The organism is Saccharopolyspora sp. NPDC050389, assembly GCF_040655595.1.
Lineage (GTDB): Bacteria > Actinomycetota > Actinomycetes > Mycobacteriales > Pseudonocardiaceae > Saccharopolyspora.
Window position 1 is genome coordinate 39,188 of the sequence record NZ_JBFAKG010000039.1, and the last position, 15,491, is coordinate 54,678.

The following is a 15,491-nucleotide window of genomic DNA, read 5'->3' on the forward strand; positions in this document are numbered from 1 at the left end:
GTTTTCGCGCGAAAACGCCGCGCGCCGCTCGGCCGGGGTCAGATGTCGCGGGTGGCGATGTGGGCGTTGATCTCGCCCAGCGCTTCCTGGTACGCGGGCACCGGATGCATCGTCGCGGCCAACCTGATCTGGGCGCGCGCCTCGTTCAGGCGGCCCAGGCGTTGCAGCGTGCGGCCCAGCACCAGGCGCGCGTAGTGGTCCGACGGATCGAACTCCAGCACGCGCAGGAACGCCCGTTCGGCGCGGCGCAGCTGGGCCGAGAAGTAGTAAGCCCGCCCGAGCAGCAGCTGCACGCTCGGCTTGTCGGCAGCGACGTCGAGCACGGGTTCTAGGACGCGGATGGCTTCCAGGGGACGGCGTTGCGCGAGCAGGTCCTCCGCCCGGCGGAACGCTTCGACGGTGCCTTCGGTCGTCATGGCGGGGACAACGTTACGTGTCGATCGGCTGTTCCGAGACGTCCGTCCGGATGGTCTTCCGGTGTCCGCGGTGCGAACACCGGCCGAACGCCGGTTTGCCGGCCGGGGGCGAAATGTCCGGCCCGCGGCGGCGGCGAGCGAGCCTGCGGCGGCGCCTCTACCGGCCCGGTTAGGCTCGTAGTCGGTCGTCGGGCGTTCGGCCGGTTCGCTGCGTGCGGGAACGCCGGGGCGGCCCGCTTCGTCCATAGTTCAAAGGCTGGTTAGGAGCACACGTGGCGATCATCGAGCAGGTAGGCGCCCGCGAGATCCTGGACTCCCGCGGGAATCCCACCGTCGAGGTCGAAGTGGCATTGGAGGACGGCACGCTGACCCGCGCTGCGGTCCCCTCGGGTGCCTCGACCGGCGAGCACGAGGCCGTCGAGCTGCGCGACGGCGACGCCGGCCGCTACGGCGGCAAGGGCGTTGAGAACGCAGTCGCGGCGGTGCTGGACGAGATCGGCCCGGAGCTGACCGGGCTGGACGCCACCGAGCAGCGCGTCGTCGACCAGAAGCTGGTCGACCTGGACGGCACGCCGGACAAGTCCCGGCTCGGTGCCAACGCGATCCTCGGCGTCTCGCTGGCGGTGGCCAAGGCCGCCGCGGAGACCTCCGGGCTGGAGCTGTTCCGCTACGTCGGCGGCCCGAACGCGCACGTGCTGCCGGTGCCGATGATGAACATCCTCAACGGTGGCGCGCACGCCGACACCGGCGTCGACATCCAGGAGTTCATGATCGCGCCGATCGGCGCGGACACCTTCTCCGAGGCGCTGCGCTGGGGCGCCGAGACCTACCACGCGCTGAAGTCGGTGCTGAAGGCCAAGGGCCTGGCCACCGGCCTGGGCGACGAGGGCGGCTTCGCCCCCGACCTGCCGAACAACCGCGAGGCGCTGGACCTGATCGCCTCGGCGGTGGAGAAGGCCGGTTACAAGCTGGGCCGCGACATCGTGCTGGCGCTGGACGTCGCCGCGACCGAGTTCTTCACCGAGGGCACCTACAACTTCGAGGGCTCCAAGCGCACCGCCGAGCAGATGGCGGCGTACTACCAGGAACTGATCGGCGCCTACCCGCTGGTGTCCATCGAGGACCCGCTGTCCGAGGACGACTGGGACGGCTGGACCGCGCTGACCGAGCAGGTCGGCGAGCAGGTGCAGCTGGTCGGCGACGACCTGTTCGTCACCAACCCGGAGCGCCTGGAGGAGGGCATCGGCCGGGGCGCGGCGAACGCGCTGCTGGTCAAGGTCAACCAGATCGGCACGCTGTCGGAGACCCTGGACGCGGTCAGCCTGGCCACCTCGTGCGGCTACAAGAGCATGATGAGCCACCGCTCCGGCGAGACCGAGGACACCACCATCGCCGACCTGGCGGTGGCCACCGGCTGCGGCCAGATCAAGACCGGTGCCCCGGCCCGCAGCGAGCGCGTCGCCAAGTACAACCAGCTGCTGCGCATCGAGGAAGCCCTCGGTGACGCGGCCCGCTACGCGGGCGAGCTGGCCTTCCCGCGGTTCACTCCGGAGAGCTGAGCCATGCCGGTCGGGCGCGCATCCGATCCACAGCGGCGGAACCGCCGGGGCGAGTCCCCGGCGGAACGCCGCGGTGAGCGCGCCCGCCGGGACCGGGCCAAGACCTCGGGCCGGCGACCGGGACGGCCGACACCGACCCGGTCCCGCCCGAAGTCCAGCACCGGTGGAGCGTTCAAGCTCTCCTCGACCAGGCGGGCTGCGGGCCTGGCGATGCTGGTCTGCGTGATGGCGCTGAGCGTGTCGGTGCCGTTGCGCACCTACCTGAGCCAACGCGCCGAGCTGACCGCGCAGGAACAGCAGCAGATCGAGCTGTCCCGGCAGGTCCAGGAGCTGGAGCAGCGCAAGCAGGAGCTCTCCGACCCGGCGCAGCTGGAAGCGGAAGCGCGGGCCCGGCTGGGCTACGTCCGGCCGGGCGAGACGCCGTACATCGTGGAGGTGCCGGCCGAGCCGACACCGCCGCCCCCGGTCACGTCCGCCGACGACAGCTTGCCGTGGTACGAAGAACTCTGGAATTCGGTGATGGGAAAGGGATCTTGACGGTGAACTCGGGCGTGCCGGCGATCAGCGATGCGGATCGGGAGTGCATCCGGCGGCAGCTCGGTCGGCCGCCGCGCGGGCTGCACGCGATCGCGGCGCGGGACACGGCCGGAGATCCCACGGTGGTGCAGACCTGGCCGAGGCTGGAGGACGGCACCCCGTTCCCGACGCTGTACTACCTGACCGCGCCGCAACTGGTGGCGCACGCCTCGACCTTCGAGGCCGAAGGCCTGATGCGGGAAATGGCCGACCGGCTCACCACCGACCCGGACCTGGCGGAGCACTACCGCCGGGCGCACGAGTCCTACCTCGCGGAGCGGAACGCGCTCGAATCGCTGGGCACCGAGGTCAGCGCGGGCGGCATGCCGGACCGGGTCAAGTGCCTCCACGTGCACATCGCCCACGCCCTGGCCAAGGGGCCGGGGGTGAACCCGTTCGGAGACGAGGCGGTCGACCTGATCGCCGAACGCTGGCCGGAACACCGCTACCTGCTCAACCGCTGAGCCGGCCCGGAGCGGAAGCGCAGTGTCGTTTCCGATCTTGCCTGAAATCGGGCACCCGTGAACCGGGCGGAACGGTCTCAGATTTCGCCTGAAATCAGGAATCCCCACCGCGGCCTTGCGGGCTGCGGTGGGGATTCCCGACTTTGGCTGAAATCGGGAGTTTTCGGCATGCGCCGGAGCTCTCCCGGAACCGACCTATGCCGGATCACCGCGTCGGAGCGATCCGGTCGAGGAGGGCGCGGGCGCCCGGGATCGGCGTCGCACCGAAGGTGCGGCCGGAAGCGGCGAGCCGCGTCGCGGCGAACGCCTCCGCGACGTGCGTCGGCGCGTAGCGCAGGAGCAGCGACGCCTGGAGCGTCAGCGACAGGAGCTCCGCGAGGCCGCGCGCCCGTTCGGGCGCCGGCGCGGCGAGCTCGCCGCGGAGCCTGCGCAGCGCCGCGTCGTAGTCGGCGTGGCCGCCGGAGGCGGCGTCGAGCTCCGCGTGGACGGAGTCCAGTGTGGACGGTTGCTTTTCCAGTGCGCGCAGCAGATCCAGTGCGGTCACGTTGCCCGATCCTTCCCAGATCGAGCTCAGCGGCGCTTCCCGGTACAGCCTCGGCATGCCGGATTCCTCGACGTATCCGTTGCCGCCCAGGCATTCCAGCGCTTCCGCCACCACCGCCGGGGCTCGCTTGCAGACGTAGTACTTCGCCGCCGGTAGCGCCAGGCGCAGCAGGTCGTTCTCGCCCTGCTCGACCGCCGCCGCCAGGCGCATCGCCAGCGTCGTCGCCGCTTCCGATTCCAGCGCCAGGTCCGCCACCACGTTCTGCATCAGCGGCAGGTCCGCGAGCCGGTGGCCGAACGCGCTGCGGTGCTGCACGTGGTGGGCCGCCTCCGACAGCGCGATCCGGACGTTCGCCGCCGAGCCGAGCACGCAGTCGAGCCTGGTCATCGACACCATCTCGATGATGCAGCGAACCCCGCGGCCTTCCTCGCCGATCAGGTGGCCCAGCGCGCCCGCGTACTCGATCTCGGCCGATGCGTTGGACTTGTTGCCCAGCTTGTCCTTCAGCCGTTGCAGCCGGATCTCGTTGCGGCTGCCGTCCGGCAGCACCCGCGGTACCAGGAAGCAGCTCAGCCCGCCGGGCGCCTGCGCCAAGATCAGGAACAGGTCGTTCATCGGCGCCGAGGTGAACCACTTGTGCCCGACGATCCGGTAGGTGCCGTCGGCGAGCGGCTCGGCGGTGGTGGTGTTGGCCCGCACGTCCGAGCCGCCCTGCTTCTCGGTCATCGACATGCCCGCCAGCAACGCCGGCTTCTCCAGCGGCGGGCGCAGCCCGAACTCGTAGGCGGAAGCCGCCAGCTTCGGCTCGTACTGGCCAGCCAACGCCGGCGCGTACCGCAGCGCGGGCACAGCGGAGTACGTCATGGAGATCGGGCAGCCGTGCCCAGCCTCGACCTGCGACCAGAGGTAGAAGCCCGCCGCGCGGCGCAGGTGCGCGCCCGGCCCCAGCGACCACGGCGCCGCGTGCAGGCCGTGATCGATCGCGCGCGACATCAGCCAGTGCCAGGACGGGTGGAAGTCGACCTCGTCGACCCGGTTGCCATAGCGGTCGTGGGTGCGCAGCTCCGGCGGGTGCTCGTTGGCGAGCCGGCCGTGCTCGCGGGCCTCGGCGGAGCCCGCCTCCAGCGCGAGCGCGGTGAGATCGCCGACGGCGTAGCGGGTGAGCGCGGCGCCCAGGGCGGGATCGCAGGCGAGCGGATCGAACCCGGCCAGCGGTGGCGGCTGGTTGGCCACCCGGTGGGTGGTGAACGCGGGAGGCTCGTCGATGAGCGTCATGTTCGGAGAGTAGGCGCAAACCCCGTCCGGAACGCACAGGTTCGGGTGATCACGCCGCCCGCACGGAGCAATGGGGCCGGTTGGCCGGGGCCGCCGCCAGTCGTACGGGTGATGTGCCCGCCCGCCATCCGGCGTTCCTCGAATCGGTGGTGTATCCAGGGACCCGTCTCGGTTTTTCCGGTGATGGTCGGTCTGGGGATGGAGCTAGTGACGGCTCGCAGCAAGCGCCACGGCAAGCACGAATGGAAAACGGTGCCGCGGCTCGGTGCCGCGGCCCGACGCAGGGCGCGGAGGTGGGTCGCGCTGACGGCCATGGCTCCGGTGCTGCTGGTGCCGACCACGTTGATGGGAGCGTCGAGTTCGTTCCTGGCCGAGCCGCGGCAGCCGGTCGATCCGGACCCGCGCGAACTGGGCGTCAGCGGGAACCTCCCGCAGGCACCGCTGCTCAGCCCCGACGTGCTGGAGCGAGCGGCCGATCCGCAGCAGCTCGCCACCGGGGCGGAACCGCAGGTGGAACTGCCTACCGGGCCGCTGGGCATCCCGGCGGCGATGCTGGCCGCGTACGTCAAGGCCGCGGGCCAGGCGGATCGCGGCTGCGGCCTGCACTGGTCCGTGCTCGCGTCGATCGGCCGGATCGAGTCCGGCCACGCCCGTTCCGGCAGCGTCGACGTGCTCGGCACGACGGTCCGGGCCGTCCTCGGCCCGCGGCTGTCCGGCGGGCCGGGCATCGCGGCGATCCCGGACACCGACGCGGGCCGCTACGACGGCGACCCGGTGTGGGACCGGGCGGTCGGGCCGATGCAGTTCATCCCGTCGACCTGGAACAAGTTCGCCGTCGACGGCAACGATGACGGCGTCGCCAGCCCGCACAACATCCACGACGCGAGCCTCGCGGCGGCGCGCTACCTCTGCAGCGGTGGTGGCGACCTGCGCAACGCGCAGGGCCTCGCGGCGGCGGTGTTCCGCTACAACCACTCCGACAGCTACGTGCGGACGGTGCTGATCTGGGCGTCGGCGTACGAGAAGGGCGTGACGCCGACGCCGTCGGAGCTCGCACCGGAGGTCGGCGACGTGCTCGACGGCGAGCGCCTGCCGGACGGCCCGCCGGTGCTGGCGATGGGACCGGCCGCGCCGCCGGCCCAAGCCCCGGCTCCGGCCTCTGCGCCTCCTGCCGCGCCCGCGCCGACCGGCCCGCTGCCGCCCGCGCCGGAATCCCGCCCTGCGGAGCCGCAGATCAGCGTCACGCCGCCGGAGATCCCGCAGCCGTCCCCACCGGACATCGACCCACCGGCCGCGACCCCACCGAACTCGCCGAGCTCAGCGCAGCCGGGCGTCCCGCCGGCGCTTCAACCGGCGCCGCCGAGCTCAATGCAGCCGGGCTCCCCGCCCGCGCTTCAACCGGCACCGCCGAGCTCAGCGCAGCCGGGTGTCCCGCCTGCGCCTCAGCCGGCACCGCCGAACTCAACGCAGCCCGGGCCGCCGCCGAACTCAACGCAGCCCGGGCCGCCGCCGGGTGCGACTCAACCGGGCCCGGCGCCGGACTCGACTCAGCCCGGCTCGCCGCCTCCGGCGCAACCTGGCCCACCGCCTGCGGCCGACCCGGCTACGCCGCCCGGCACACCGCAGGATCCGCCGCCTGCGGCGGATCAGCCCGGGGCTCCGCCGCCGGAATCGACGAGCCCGCCGCCGTCGACGCCGGACGAGGCGCCGAAGGCTTGCGATCCGGCGGTTCTCGCCAACGGGGAGTTCGCCACCGGCGAAGCTTCGCCGGGCACCGTCCTCGGCCCCGGCGCGAGCGATCCGCACGCAGCGGTGCCTGGCCAGACCGTCTACGTCGATCAGGGAACGGCGGGCCTGCTCAAGCCCTGCGTCGTCCCGGACGGCTTCGTCGCTCCTGCTCAGTAGCGACCCGTAGCAACGGGGCCGTGAGTCTTTTGGGCTGCTATAGCAACCCAAAAGACTCACGGCCCCGTTGTTGCGGAACGGCGCTTGGGAGGTGCGTGTCGGGGTGGGCCGGGCGGTTCGTGGTGGCCGGTAGCGTTAGCGGTGGGTGCGCGATGGGCGGCCCCGGCGAGCGAGGAGGACGCAGATGTCACGGGTTGCGGCTATCGACTGCGGGACCAATTCGATCCGCCTGCTGGTGGCCGATGTGACCGTGCACGACGACGGTCGGCGCGACCTGCGCGACATCTACCGCGCGATGAAGATCGTCCGGCTCGGGCAGGGCGTGGACGCCACCGGGCGGCTCGCCGACGAGGCGCTGGAGCGCACCCGGGCGGCGCTGGTCGACTACGCCGCGATCGCCGTTCGCAAGGGCGTCGAGCGGATCCGCATGGTCGCCACCTCGGCCACCCGGGACGCGTCCAACCGCGAGGATTTCTTCGCCATGGTGCGGGAAACGCTCGGCGTGGACGCCGAGGTGATCACCGGTGACGAGGAGGCGCGGCTGTCGTTCACCGGCGCGGTCGGCGATCTCGACCCGGCCGACGGGCCGTTCGTGGTCACCGACATCGGCGGCGGCTCCACCGAGCTGGTCGTGGGCACCTGGGACGGCGTGCGCGCGGACATCACCGCGGCGCATTCCGCCGACGTCGGTTGCGTGCGGCTGACCGAGCGCTGCCTGCACAGCGATCCGCCCACCGACGAGGAGGTGCGGGAGGCCGAGAAGGTGACCCGGCAGATCCTCGACGACGCGTTCGCCGCGGTGGACTGCTCGGGGGCGCGCACCTGGGTCGGGGTGGCCGGCACGGTCACCACTTTGTCCGCCATCGCGCAGGAACTGCCCGAATACGATCCGGTGGCAATTCATCTTTCCCATGTTTCCCAGAAAAGAGTCGAACAAATCACCGAGGGCCTGCTCGGGATGTCGCACGACGAACGCGCCGCGATCGGTGCCATGCATCCGGGCCGCGTCGATGTGATCGGCGGAGGTGCGCTGGTCGTGAAGGTGCTAGCGGAAGAATTGGCGGAGCGCGCGGGCATTTCTGCCATGACTGTCAGTGAGCATGACATTCTCGATGGTATTGCCCTGTCTATCAGCTAGTTCCCAGAATGTGGACGCATGATTCCATCTTTTGGGTGGAGAATCGTCTGGACCGATTCAGAAAGTGACGGCTTTGTGACAGGGCATTGCCGTGAACGGGTTCTCACTTATGTTTACGCTCGTCTGACGCGGCGGTGAATGATCCGCCGCGCGTGATGACCCCGGAAATCACTGCTGGGGCACGCGTGGAAGCGGGAGGACCTACATGCGAAAGGGACGTTTGGCCGCATTGGTCGCCGCCCCGCTGGCGGTGGCGATGCTCGCCACCGGCTGCGGTGGTGGCGGCAGCGGCTCCGGAGAGGACGGCATCATCACCCTCGACTGGGGTGAGCCGGAGAATCCTCTGGTCCCGGCGAACACCACCGAAGAGAACGGTGGCTTCATCGTCAACGCCATGTTCACCGGCCTGGTCAACTACCGGGCCAGTGATCTGAAGGTGGAGAACGCGGTCGCGGAGTCGATTGAGTCCACCGACCACCAGAACTACACGATCAAGCTGAAGCCGGGCTGGACGTTCCACGACGGAACCCCGGTCAAGGCCAAGAACTTCGTGGACGCCTGGAACTACAACGCATACGGTCCGAACGGCCTCCAGGGCGCGAGCTTCTTCGAGCAGATCGACGGCTACGACCAGATGCAGTCCGAGGACCCGGACGGCGAGGACGGCCCGCAGCAGGCCCCGGCGCCTGCGGCCAAGGAGCTGTCCGGCCTCAAGGTCGTCGACGACAACACCTTCACGGTCAAGCTGAAGCAGCCGTTCACGATCTTCCCGGTCGTGCTGGGCTACTCCTCTTACATGCCGCTGCCGGACTCCTTCTTCAAGGACCCGAAGGCCTTCGAGGCTCACCCGATCGGCAACGGGCCGTTCAAGTTCGAGTCCCGCATTCCGAACCAGGAGCTCAACCTCGCCGCGTACGAGAACTACGTGGGCACGGACAAGCCGACCATCAAGGGCGCCAAGTTCAAGGTCTACGAGCAGCTCGACGGCGCCTACCAGGACCTGGCCTCGGGCAACCTGGACTTCCTGCGGGCCATCCCGGTCTCCGCGCTGGTCGGCGACAAGTGGAAGCAGGACCTCGGCGAGCGCGCGAAGCAGAAGCCGGGTCTGCTGACCCAGACCATGGGCTTCCCGATCTACGACCCGAAGTTCAAGAACCCCTTGGTTCGCAAGGCGATCTCGATGTCGATCGACCGCAAGACGATCACCCAGCAGGTGTTCGCCGGTGGTCGTGACCCGATGGACGGCTTCGCCACCCCGGCCGTCGAGGGCTACCGCCCGAACCAGTGCGGCGAGGCCTGCGAGTTCAACCCGGAGAAGGCCAAGCAGTACCTGCAGCAGGCCGGCGGGTTCCAGGGCGTGCTGACCATCGAGACCAACGGCGACGGCGGCCACAACGAGTGGGCGCAGGCCGTGGCCGCGAGCATCCACCAGAACCTCGGCATCGAGACCCAGTTCGTCCCGGTCCCGACGTTCGGCGAGTTCCGGCAGAAGGCCAACGCGTTCAAGTTCACCGGCCTGTTCCGGACCGGCTGGAAGGCCGACTACCCGAACATCGAGACCTTCCTGACCCAGCTGTACCGCACGGACGCGTCGTCGAACGACTACAAGTACGACAACCCGGCGTTCAACGCGGCGCTCGACAGGGCGAACGCGGCTCCGTCCATCGAGGCTGCCACTGCCGCCTACGCCGATGCGGAGAAGCTGCTGGCCGACGACCTGCCGCTGGTCCCGCTGTGGTCGCAGCCGGTGCAGTACGGCTTCTCGGAGCGGATCGCTGAAGGTGAGGTCAAGGCTTACCGTGAACTTGACCTGACCACGGTGCGCCTGAAGCAGTGACGAACTGAGCCAGAGCCCGGCCCACCGTGATCCGGTGGGCCGGGCCCTGCATTGGCTGTGATTAGGAGGCCCGAATGGGTCGCTACGTGTTGCGGCGGCTGCTGCAACTGATCCCGGTGTTCATCGGGACAACTCTGATCATCTACTTGCTCGTCTGGGCGATTCCGGGTGACCCGTTCGCGGGAAAGTGCGGCGACCGCGGTTGTCCGCCCGCCTACATCGCCGAGATGCACGCGAAGTACAACCTGGACGATCCGCTGGTCGTTCAATACTTCAAGTACCTGGGGAAGCTCCTCACCGGTGACTTCGGGGAGACCTACGCGGGCGTGGAGATCAGCACGCTGATCCAGAACGCCTACCCGACCACCATCAAGCTCGCCGTCGTCGCGCTGATCATCGAGGGTGTCATCGGCCTGGCGGCCGGCATCCTGACCGGCCTGCGCGGCCGCGGATTCCTGGACAACCTGGTCCTGGTGTCCACCCTGTTCCTGATCTCGCTGCCGGTGTTCGTCACCGGTTTCGTGCTGCAGATCACCCTGGGCAGCGAACTCGGCATCATCAAGCCCACGGTCAGTTCGAACCCGTCCATCGGCGAGCTGATCGTGCCCGGCTTCGTGCTCGGCTCGTTGTCCATGGCCTACGTGGCCCGGCTGACCAGGACCAGCATGATGGAGAACCGCCACGCGGACTTCGTCCGGACCGCGGTCGCCAAGGGCCTGGAGCCCAAGCGCGTGGTCGGCGTGCACCTGCTGCGGAACTCGCTGATCCCGGTGATCACCTTCCTGGGGACCGACCTCGGCACGCTGATGGGTGGCGCGATCGTCACCGAGGGCGTGTTCAACATCCGCGGTATCGGCGGCCTGGTCTTCAAGTCGATCCTGACCAAGGAAGGCGCCACGGTGACCGGGATCGTCACCCTGCTGGTGCTGGTTTACCTGCTGATGAACCTGATCGTGGACATCCTCTACGCGGTTCTCGACCCGAGGATCCGATATGACTGACCCAAGTGCTGGCACCTCCGGTCTGGCGACCGCGTCCACGGCGGGCGGGAACGCTGCCGAGAACACGGCCAAGGCTTTGCGCAACAAGAACGAGAAGCCCCGCGGCCTCTGGGGCGACGCGTGGCTGGACCTGCGGCGTCGCCCGCTGTTCATCGCGGCGTCGCTGATCATCCTGGTGCTGCTGTTCATCGCCGCGTTCCCGAGCGTGTTCACCTCGGCCGACCCGGCCTTCCAGGACCTCTCCAAGGTGCGGCAGACCCCGTCCGCGGAGGCCTGGTTCGGCTACGACAACCTCGGCCGGGACATCTTCGCCCGGGCCGTTCACGGCACCCGCGCGTCGATCGCGGTGGGCCTGCTGGCCACGCTGCTGACCGTGGTGCTCGGCGGCGGCGTCGGCATCGTCGCCGGCTACTTCGGCGGCTGGGTGGACAACCTGCTGTCCCGGTTCTCCGAGATCTTCCTGGGCCTGCCGTTCGTGCTGGGCGCGATCGTCATCCTGACCACCTTCAACGCCGAGGTGACCATTCCCAGCGCCACGCGGATCGTCGCCCAGGTGGTGCTGACCATCGCGGTGCTGTCCTGGCCGATCTCGATGCGCATCATGCGGTCGGCGGCGATCTCGGCGAAGCAGCAGGACTACGTGAAGGCGGCGCGGGCGCTCGGCGCCAGCGCGCCGCGGATCATCCTGCGGCACATGCTGCCGAACTGCCTCGCCCCGGTCCTGGTGTACTCGACGATCGCGCTGGGCGGCTTCATCGGTGCCGAGGCGACGCTGTCGTTCCTGGGCATCGGGTTGCGCGACCCGGTCGTGTCGTGGGGCGTGATGATCGCCGAGTCGCGGAACTACATCCAGGCTGCGCCGCACCTGCTGTTCTTCCCGGCCGGGTTCCTGGTGATCACGGTGCTGGCGTTCGTGATGCTCGGTGACGCCGTGCGCGACGCGCTCGACCCGAAGCAGAAGTAGGAGAAACCGCTTTGTCTACTGTGGACAACAAGGCCCCGGCGGAGCGGCTGCTGGAGGTCGAGGACCTGCACGTGGAGTTCCGCACCCGGGACGGCGTGGCCAAGGTCCTCAACGGCGTCAGCTACCACGTCGACGCCGGTGAAACCCTTGCCGTGCTGGGCGAATCCGGCTCCGGCAAGAGCGTCACCGCGCAGACCATCATGGGCATCCTGGACATCCCGCCGGGCGCGATCACCGGCGGCTCGATCAAGTACCAGGGCGAGGACCTGCTCGCCGCGTCGGACCGCCGCCGGCGGGAGCTGCGCGGCGAGTCGATGGCGATGATCTTCCAGGACGCGCTGTCCGCGCTGAACCCGGTCTACACCGTCGGGTTCCAGATCTCCGAGCAGCTGCGGACCCGCCGCGGCATGTCCCGCAAGGACGCCATGGCCAAGGCCGTCGAGCTGCTGGACCAGGTGAAGATCCCGAACGCGAAGCAGCGCGTGAAGGAGTACCCGCACCAGTTCTCCGGAGGCATGCGGCAGCGCGCGATGATCGCGATGTCGCTGGCGCTGGACCCGGACCTGCTCATCGCCGACGAGCCGACCACGGCGCTGGACGTCACGGTGCAGGCCCAGATCATGGACCTGCTCGACGAGCTGCGCCGGGACCGCGGCATGGGCCTCATCCTGATCACCCACGACCTCGGTGTGGTCGCCGAGGTCGCGGACCGGATCGTGGTGATGTACGCGGGCCGGATCGTGGAGAGCGCGGACGCCTACTCGCTCTACCGGCAGCCGGGCCACCCCTACACCGAGGGCCTGATGCGGTCGATCCCGCGCCTGGACCTCAAGGGGCAGGAGTTGGAGACCATCAAGGGGCTGCCGCCGAACCTGCTCGCGGTGCCCTCGGGCTGCCCGTTCCACCCGCGCTGCGCGCGCGCCGTGGAACGCTGCAGCCAGGAGGTCCCGACCTACCACCAGCTGGGCCTCGGGCGGGCCAGCGCCTGCCACTTCGCCGAGGAGTTGATTACCCGTGGCTGAGCCGATCCTCCAGGTGCGGGACCTGGTCAAGCACTTCCCGGTCACCCAGGGTGTGCTGCTCAAGCGCACCATCGGCCACGTGCGGGCCGTCGACGGCGTGTCGTTCGACCTGAACAAGGGCGAGACCCTCGGCGTGGTGGGTGAGTCCGGCTGCGGCAAGTCGACCCTGGCGCAGGTGCTGATGCGGCTGGAGAAGCCGACCAGCGGCAGTGCCCTGTTCGAGGGCCGCGACATGTTCAAGATGCGCGGTTCCGAGCTCCGCAAGCTGCGCCGCGACCTGCAGATCGTGCTGCAGGACCCGTACACCTCGCTGAACCCGCGGCGCACCGTCGGCGACATCATCGGAGAGCCGTTCGAGATCCACCCCGAGGTGGCGCCGAAGGGCGAGCGGCGGCGGAAGGTGCAGGAGCTGCTGGAGGTGGTCGGGCTCAACCCGGAGCACATCCAGCGCTACCCGCACCAGTTCTCCGGCGGCCAGCGGCAGCGCATCGGCATCGCGCGGGCGCTGGCGCTGAAGCCGAAGGTGATCATCTGCGACGAGCCGGTGTCGGCGCTGGACGTGTCGATCCAGGCGCAGGTGATGAACCTGCTCGGCGACCTGCAGCACGAGTTCGGGCTGTCGTACGTGTTCATCGCCCACGACCTCGGCGTGGTCCGCCACCTGTCGGACCGCGTGGCGGTGATGTACCTGGGCAAGGTCGTGGAGATCGGCTCGGACGAGCAGATCTACGAGCACCCGCAGCACCCGTACACGCAGGCGCTGCTGTCGTCGGTGCCGGTCCCGGACCCGACGCTGCGCGGCAAGCGCGAGGTGATCCGCCTGACCGGCGACGTGCCGAGCCCGGCGAACCCGCCCTCGGGCTGCCGCTTCCGCACCCGCTGCTGGAAGGCGCAGGACATCTGCGCGGAGCAGGTCCCGGAGCTGGAGGTCCGCCTGGGCAGCCACCCGTCGGCCTGCCACTTCGCGGAGGAACGTCCGCACGTGGTGTCCTGACGGGCGATTTTCGAGTTGGAGGGCACCTTCGAGCGGTTTGCTCGGAGGTGCCCTTCTCCTATTCGGTCGCCTGGTTCCGGGCTCGTGAGTGGTTTGGGCTGCCGGGGCGCTCCAAAGCACTCACGGGCCCGGGGATCAGCCGAGCGGGCGGAGTCCCGCGTAGAGGACCGCCAGCTCGCTGGCCGGGCGTTGTTCCGCGACCGCGCGGCGGTGCATGTTCAGGCCTCCCACGATCAGCGATCGCGCCTCGGCCGTCGTTAGGTCGGCGCGCACCGCGCCCGCTTGCTGCGCGCGCTCCAGCAGGATGCCGAGGGCGTCGTCGAAGTCGCTTTCCAGGCAGGCCGCTTTCGGTTGCTGCCCGGTCGATTCCAGTGCGTCGCAGATGTCCTTGTTCAGCGCGGCGTACTCGATCACGCGCTGGAAGTAGTCGAAGAACGCCTGGCCGGCGTCGTCGGCCTTCGCCTGGTCGCGGGCCTCCTCGATCATCGCCCGGATCCGCTCGGCCACGACGGCCTCGAAAAGCGCTTCCTTGGTGGGGAAGTGGCGGTAGACGGTGCCGGGGCCGACGCCTGCGCGGCGGGCGATGTCGTCCAGCGGGACGGCCAGGCCTTCGGCGGCGAACAACTCCTGGGCCGCGGCGAGGACCCGCTCGCGGTTGCGCTGGGCGTCCGCGCGCAGCCGCTTTCCGGGGGCGTTCTCGGTCGTCACGGGCCGAGCTTACCGCTTCCGTGGACAACCGGGGCGGTCGTTCCGTATATTGCAAAAGCGGGGCGCACGTTCCGGTTGCGCCCGTCGATGCGGAGGATGAAGTGTCCACACCAGAGAAAGTCGTGCTCGTCGTCGGAGCGACCGGGCAGCAGGGCGGCGCCACGGCAACCCGGCTGCTCGCCGGGGGTTGGCGGGTTCGAGCACTCACCCGCAACACCACCGGCGCCGCCGCGCGGCGGCTGGCCGAGGCCGGGGCGGAGCTGGTCCAAGGCGACATGGGCGACCGGGCGGCGCTCGATGCCGCGATGCGGGGCGTGCACGGCGTTTTCAGCGTCCAGCCGACCTTCATAACGCCCGAGCTGTCCCCAGAAGTCAGCCACGAGGAAGAACGCCGCTGGGGCAAGAACGTGGCGGACGCCGCTAAAGCCGCCGGCGTGCAGCACCTCGTCTACGCCTCGGCGGTCAACGTGGAGCTGCGCACCGGCATCGTCACGCTGGAGAACAAGTGGGAGATCGAGGAGCACATCCGCGCGCTGGGCATCCCGGCCACGATGCTGCGGCCGGTGTCGTTCATGGAGAACTACGTGGCGATGATGCCGGGCCAGGCCGCCACGAGTGACGAGCTGGTGAGCGCGATCCGGGCCGACGTGTCGCAGCCGCTGATCGCGCTCGACGACATCGGCACGCTCGCCGTGCTGGCCTTCGAGAATCCGGGCGACTACATCGGCCAGGCGGTGGAGCTCGCCGGGGATTCGCTGACGCCGCCGGAGATCGCCGCCGCGCTGTCCCGCGCGACCGGGCGGCGGCTCCGCCACGTCGAGCTGCCGCTGGAGCCGCTTCGCGAGCAGAACCCCGATCTGTACCGCGCCTACACGGCGCTGAACGAGCTCGACATGTCGGTGGACATCCCGGCCTTGCGCCGTCGCCACCCGGGCCTGATGACCTTCGAAACCTGGCTGGACACCCGAGGGCGAGCCCTGCTCGGATCGTGAAGAAGTCGTGAGTGCTGAGTCCGGTAAGAACCGGACTCAGACTGCAGCACATTGAGCCGGACCAAGGCGTCTTCTCTGTCGCACCGTTCCAGCAGG

14 protein-coding genes are annotated in these 15,491 nt (G+C 69.6%); 11 read left to right on the forward strand and 3 right to left on the reverse strand.

The window, feature by feature from the left end; all coding sequences use genetic code 11:
* Positions 1 to 38: 38 nt before the first annotated feature.
* Positions 39 to 416: a tetratricopeptide repeat protein gene (locus AB0I53_RS24915; RefSeq protein ID WP_358607395.1), complete on the reverse strand. Its 378-nt coding sequence runs from the start codon at positions 414 to 416 to the stop codon at positions 39 to 41.
* A 272-nt stretch (positions 417 to 688) separates the two neighbouring features.
* Between AB0I53_RS24915 and eno the strand changes: the two genes are divergently transcribed.
* Genes eno through AB0I53_RS24930 form a run of 3 tightly spaced genes read left to right on the forward strand, consistent with a single transcriptional unit; the run spans position 689 to position 3,015 of the window.
* The gene (gene eno / locus AB0I53_RS24920; RefSeq protein ID WP_358607398.1) at positions 689 to 1,975 is read left to right on the forward strand and encodes a phosphopyruvate hydratase; all 1,287 of its coding nucleotides are present in this window, start codon (positions 689 to 691) and stop codon (positions 1,973 to 1,975) included.
* Between the two features lie 3 nt (positions 1,976 to 1,978).
* Positions 1,979 to 2,512, forward strand: a complete 534-nt coding sequence (locus AB0I53_RS24925) for a septum formation initiator family protein (protein ID WP_358607401.1) — start codon at positions 1,979 to 1,981, stop codon at positions 2,510 to 2,512.
* A gap of 2 nt (positions 2,513 to 2,514) precedes the next feature.
* Positions 2,515 to 3,015, forward strand: a complete 501-nt coding sequence (locus AB0I53_RS24930) for a DUF501 domain-containing protein (protein WP_358607404.1) — start codon at positions 2,515 to 2,517, stop codon at positions 3,013 to 3,015.
* A gap of 205 nt (positions 3,016 to 3,220) precedes the next feature.
* On the opposite strand, the gene AB0I53_RS24935 is transcribed toward AB0I53_RS24930, so the two are convergent.
* Positions 3,221 to 4,834, reverse strand: coding sequence for an acyl-CoA dehydrogenase family protein (locus AB0I53_RS24935; protein ID WP_358607407.1), 1,614 nt, complete (start codon positions 4,832 to 4,834; stop codon positions 3,221 to 3,223).
* A gap of 198 nt (positions 4,835 to 5,032) precedes the next feature.
* Between AB0I53_RS24935 and AB0I53_RS24940 the strand changes: the two genes are divergently transcribed.
* The 7 genes from AB0I53_RS24940 to AB0I53_RS24970 all read left to right on the forward strand — a co-directional run bounded on the left by AB0I53_RS24940 (position 5,033) and on the right by AB0I53_RS24970 (position 13,695).
* Positions 5,033 to 6,739, forward strand: a complete 1,707-nt coding sequence (locus tag AB0I53_RS24940) for a lytic murein transglycosylase (protein WP_358607409.1) — start codon at positions 5,033 to 5,035, stop codon at positions 6,737 to 6,739.
* A gap of 184 nt (positions 6,740 to 6,923) precedes the next feature.
* Complete coding sequence (locus AB0I53_RS24945) at positions 6,924 to 7,877, forward strand: Ppx/GppA phosphatase family protein (protein ID WP_358607561.1); 954 nt, start codon at positions 6,924 to 6,926, stop codon at positions 7,875 to 7,877.
* Positions 7,878 to 8,082: 205 nt separating this feature from the next.
* On the forward strand, positions 8,083 to 9,714 hold the full coding sequence (locus AB0I53_RS24950; RefSeq protein ID WP_358607412.1) for an ABC transporter substrate-binding protein: 1,632 nt from the start codon (positions 8,083 to 8,085) through the stop codon (positions 9,712 to 9,714).
* A gap of 74 nt (positions 9,715 to 9,788) precedes the next feature.
* Positions 9,789 to 10,715: an ABC transporter permease gene (locus tag AB0I53_RS24955; RefSeq protein ID WP_358607415.1), complete on the forward strand. Its 927-nt coding sequence runs from the start codon at positions 9,789 to 9,791 to the stop codon at positions 10,713 to 10,715.
* Positions 10,708 to 11,679: an ABC transporter permease gene (locus tag AB0I53_RS24960; RefSeq protein ID WP_358607418.1), complete on the forward strand. Its 972-nt coding sequence runs from the start codon at positions 10,708 to 10,710 to the stop codon at positions 11,677 to 11,679. The genes AB0I53_RS24955 and AB0I53_RS24960 overlap by 8 nt, the downstream gene beginning before the upstream one ends.
* Before the next feature lie 20 nt (positions 11,680 to 11,699).
* Positions 11,700 to 12,701: an ABC transporter ATP-binding protein gene (locus AB0I53_RS24965; protein WP_358607564.1), complete on the forward strand. Its 1,002-nt coding sequence runs from the start codon at positions 11,700 to 11,702 to the stop codon at positions 12,699 to 12,701.
* Positions 12,694 to 13,695: a dipeptide ABC transporter ATP-binding protein gene (locus AB0I53_RS24970; protein ID WP_358607421.1), complete on the forward strand. Its 1,002-nt coding sequence runs from the start codon at positions 12,694 to 12,696 to the stop codon at positions 13,693 to 13,695. The genes AB0I53_RS24965 and AB0I53_RS24970 overlap by 8 nt, the downstream gene beginning before the upstream one ends.
* A 135-nt stretch (positions 13,696 to 13,830) precedes the next feature.
* Here the strand turns inward: AB0I53_RS24970 and AB0I53_RS24975 are convergent, their stop codons facing one another.
* The gene (locus AB0I53_RS24975; protein WP_358607424.1) at positions 13,831 to 14,403 is read right to left on the reverse strand and encodes a helix-turn-helix domain-containing protein; all 573 of its coding nucleotides are present in this window, start codon (positions 14,401 to 14,403) and stop codon (positions 13,831 to 13,833) included.
* A 101-nt stretch (positions 14,404 to 14,504) separates the two neighbouring features.
* Between AB0I53_RS24975 and AB0I53_RS24980 the strand changes: the two genes are divergently transcribed.
* Positions 14,505 to 15,395, forward strand: a complete 891-nt coding sequence (locus AB0I53_RS24980; RefSeq protein ID WP_358607427.1) for an NmrA/HSCARG family protein — start codon at positions 14,505 to 14,507, stop codon at positions 15,393 to 15,395.
* The last annotated feature ends 96 nt before the right edge of the window (positions 15,396 to 15,491 follow it).

Excerpts from the sequence above, each read along its gene's own strand:
- AB0I53_RS24915 (WP_358607395.1), bottom strand. The coding sequence starts at position 416 with ATGACGACCGAAGGCACCGTCGAAGCGTTCCGCCGGGCGGAGGACCTG.
- AB0I53_RS24925 (WP_358607401.1), top strand. The coding sequence starts at position 1,979 with ATGCCGGTCGGGCGCGCATCCGATCCACAGCGGCGGAACCGCCGGGGC.
- AB0I53_RS24935 (WP_358607407.1), bottom strand. The coding sequence starts at position 4,834 with ATGACGCTCATCGACGAGCCTCCCGCGTTCACCACCCACCGGGTGGCC.
- AB0I53_RS24940 (WP_358607409.1), top strand. The coding sequence starts at position 5,033 with ATGGAGCTAGTGACGGCTCGCAGCAAGCGCCACGGCAAGCACGAATGG.
- AB0I53_RS24945 (WP_358607561.1), top strand. The coding sequence starts at position 6,924 with ATGTCACGGGTTGCGGCTATCGACTGCGGGACCAATTCGATCCGCCTG.
- AB0I53_RS24950 (WP_358607412.1), top strand. The coding sequence starts at position 8,083 with ATGCGAAAGGGACGTTTGGCCGCATTGGTCGCCGCCCCGCTGGCGGTG.
- AB0I53_RS24955 (WP_358607415.1), top strand. The coding sequence starts at position 9,789 with ATGGGTCGCTACGTGTTGCGGCGGCTGCTGCAACTGATCCCGGTGTTC.
- AB0I53_RS24960 (WP_358607418.1), top strand. The coding sequence starts at position 10,708 with ATGACTGACCCAAGTGCTGGCACCTCCGGTCTGGCGACCGCGTCCACG.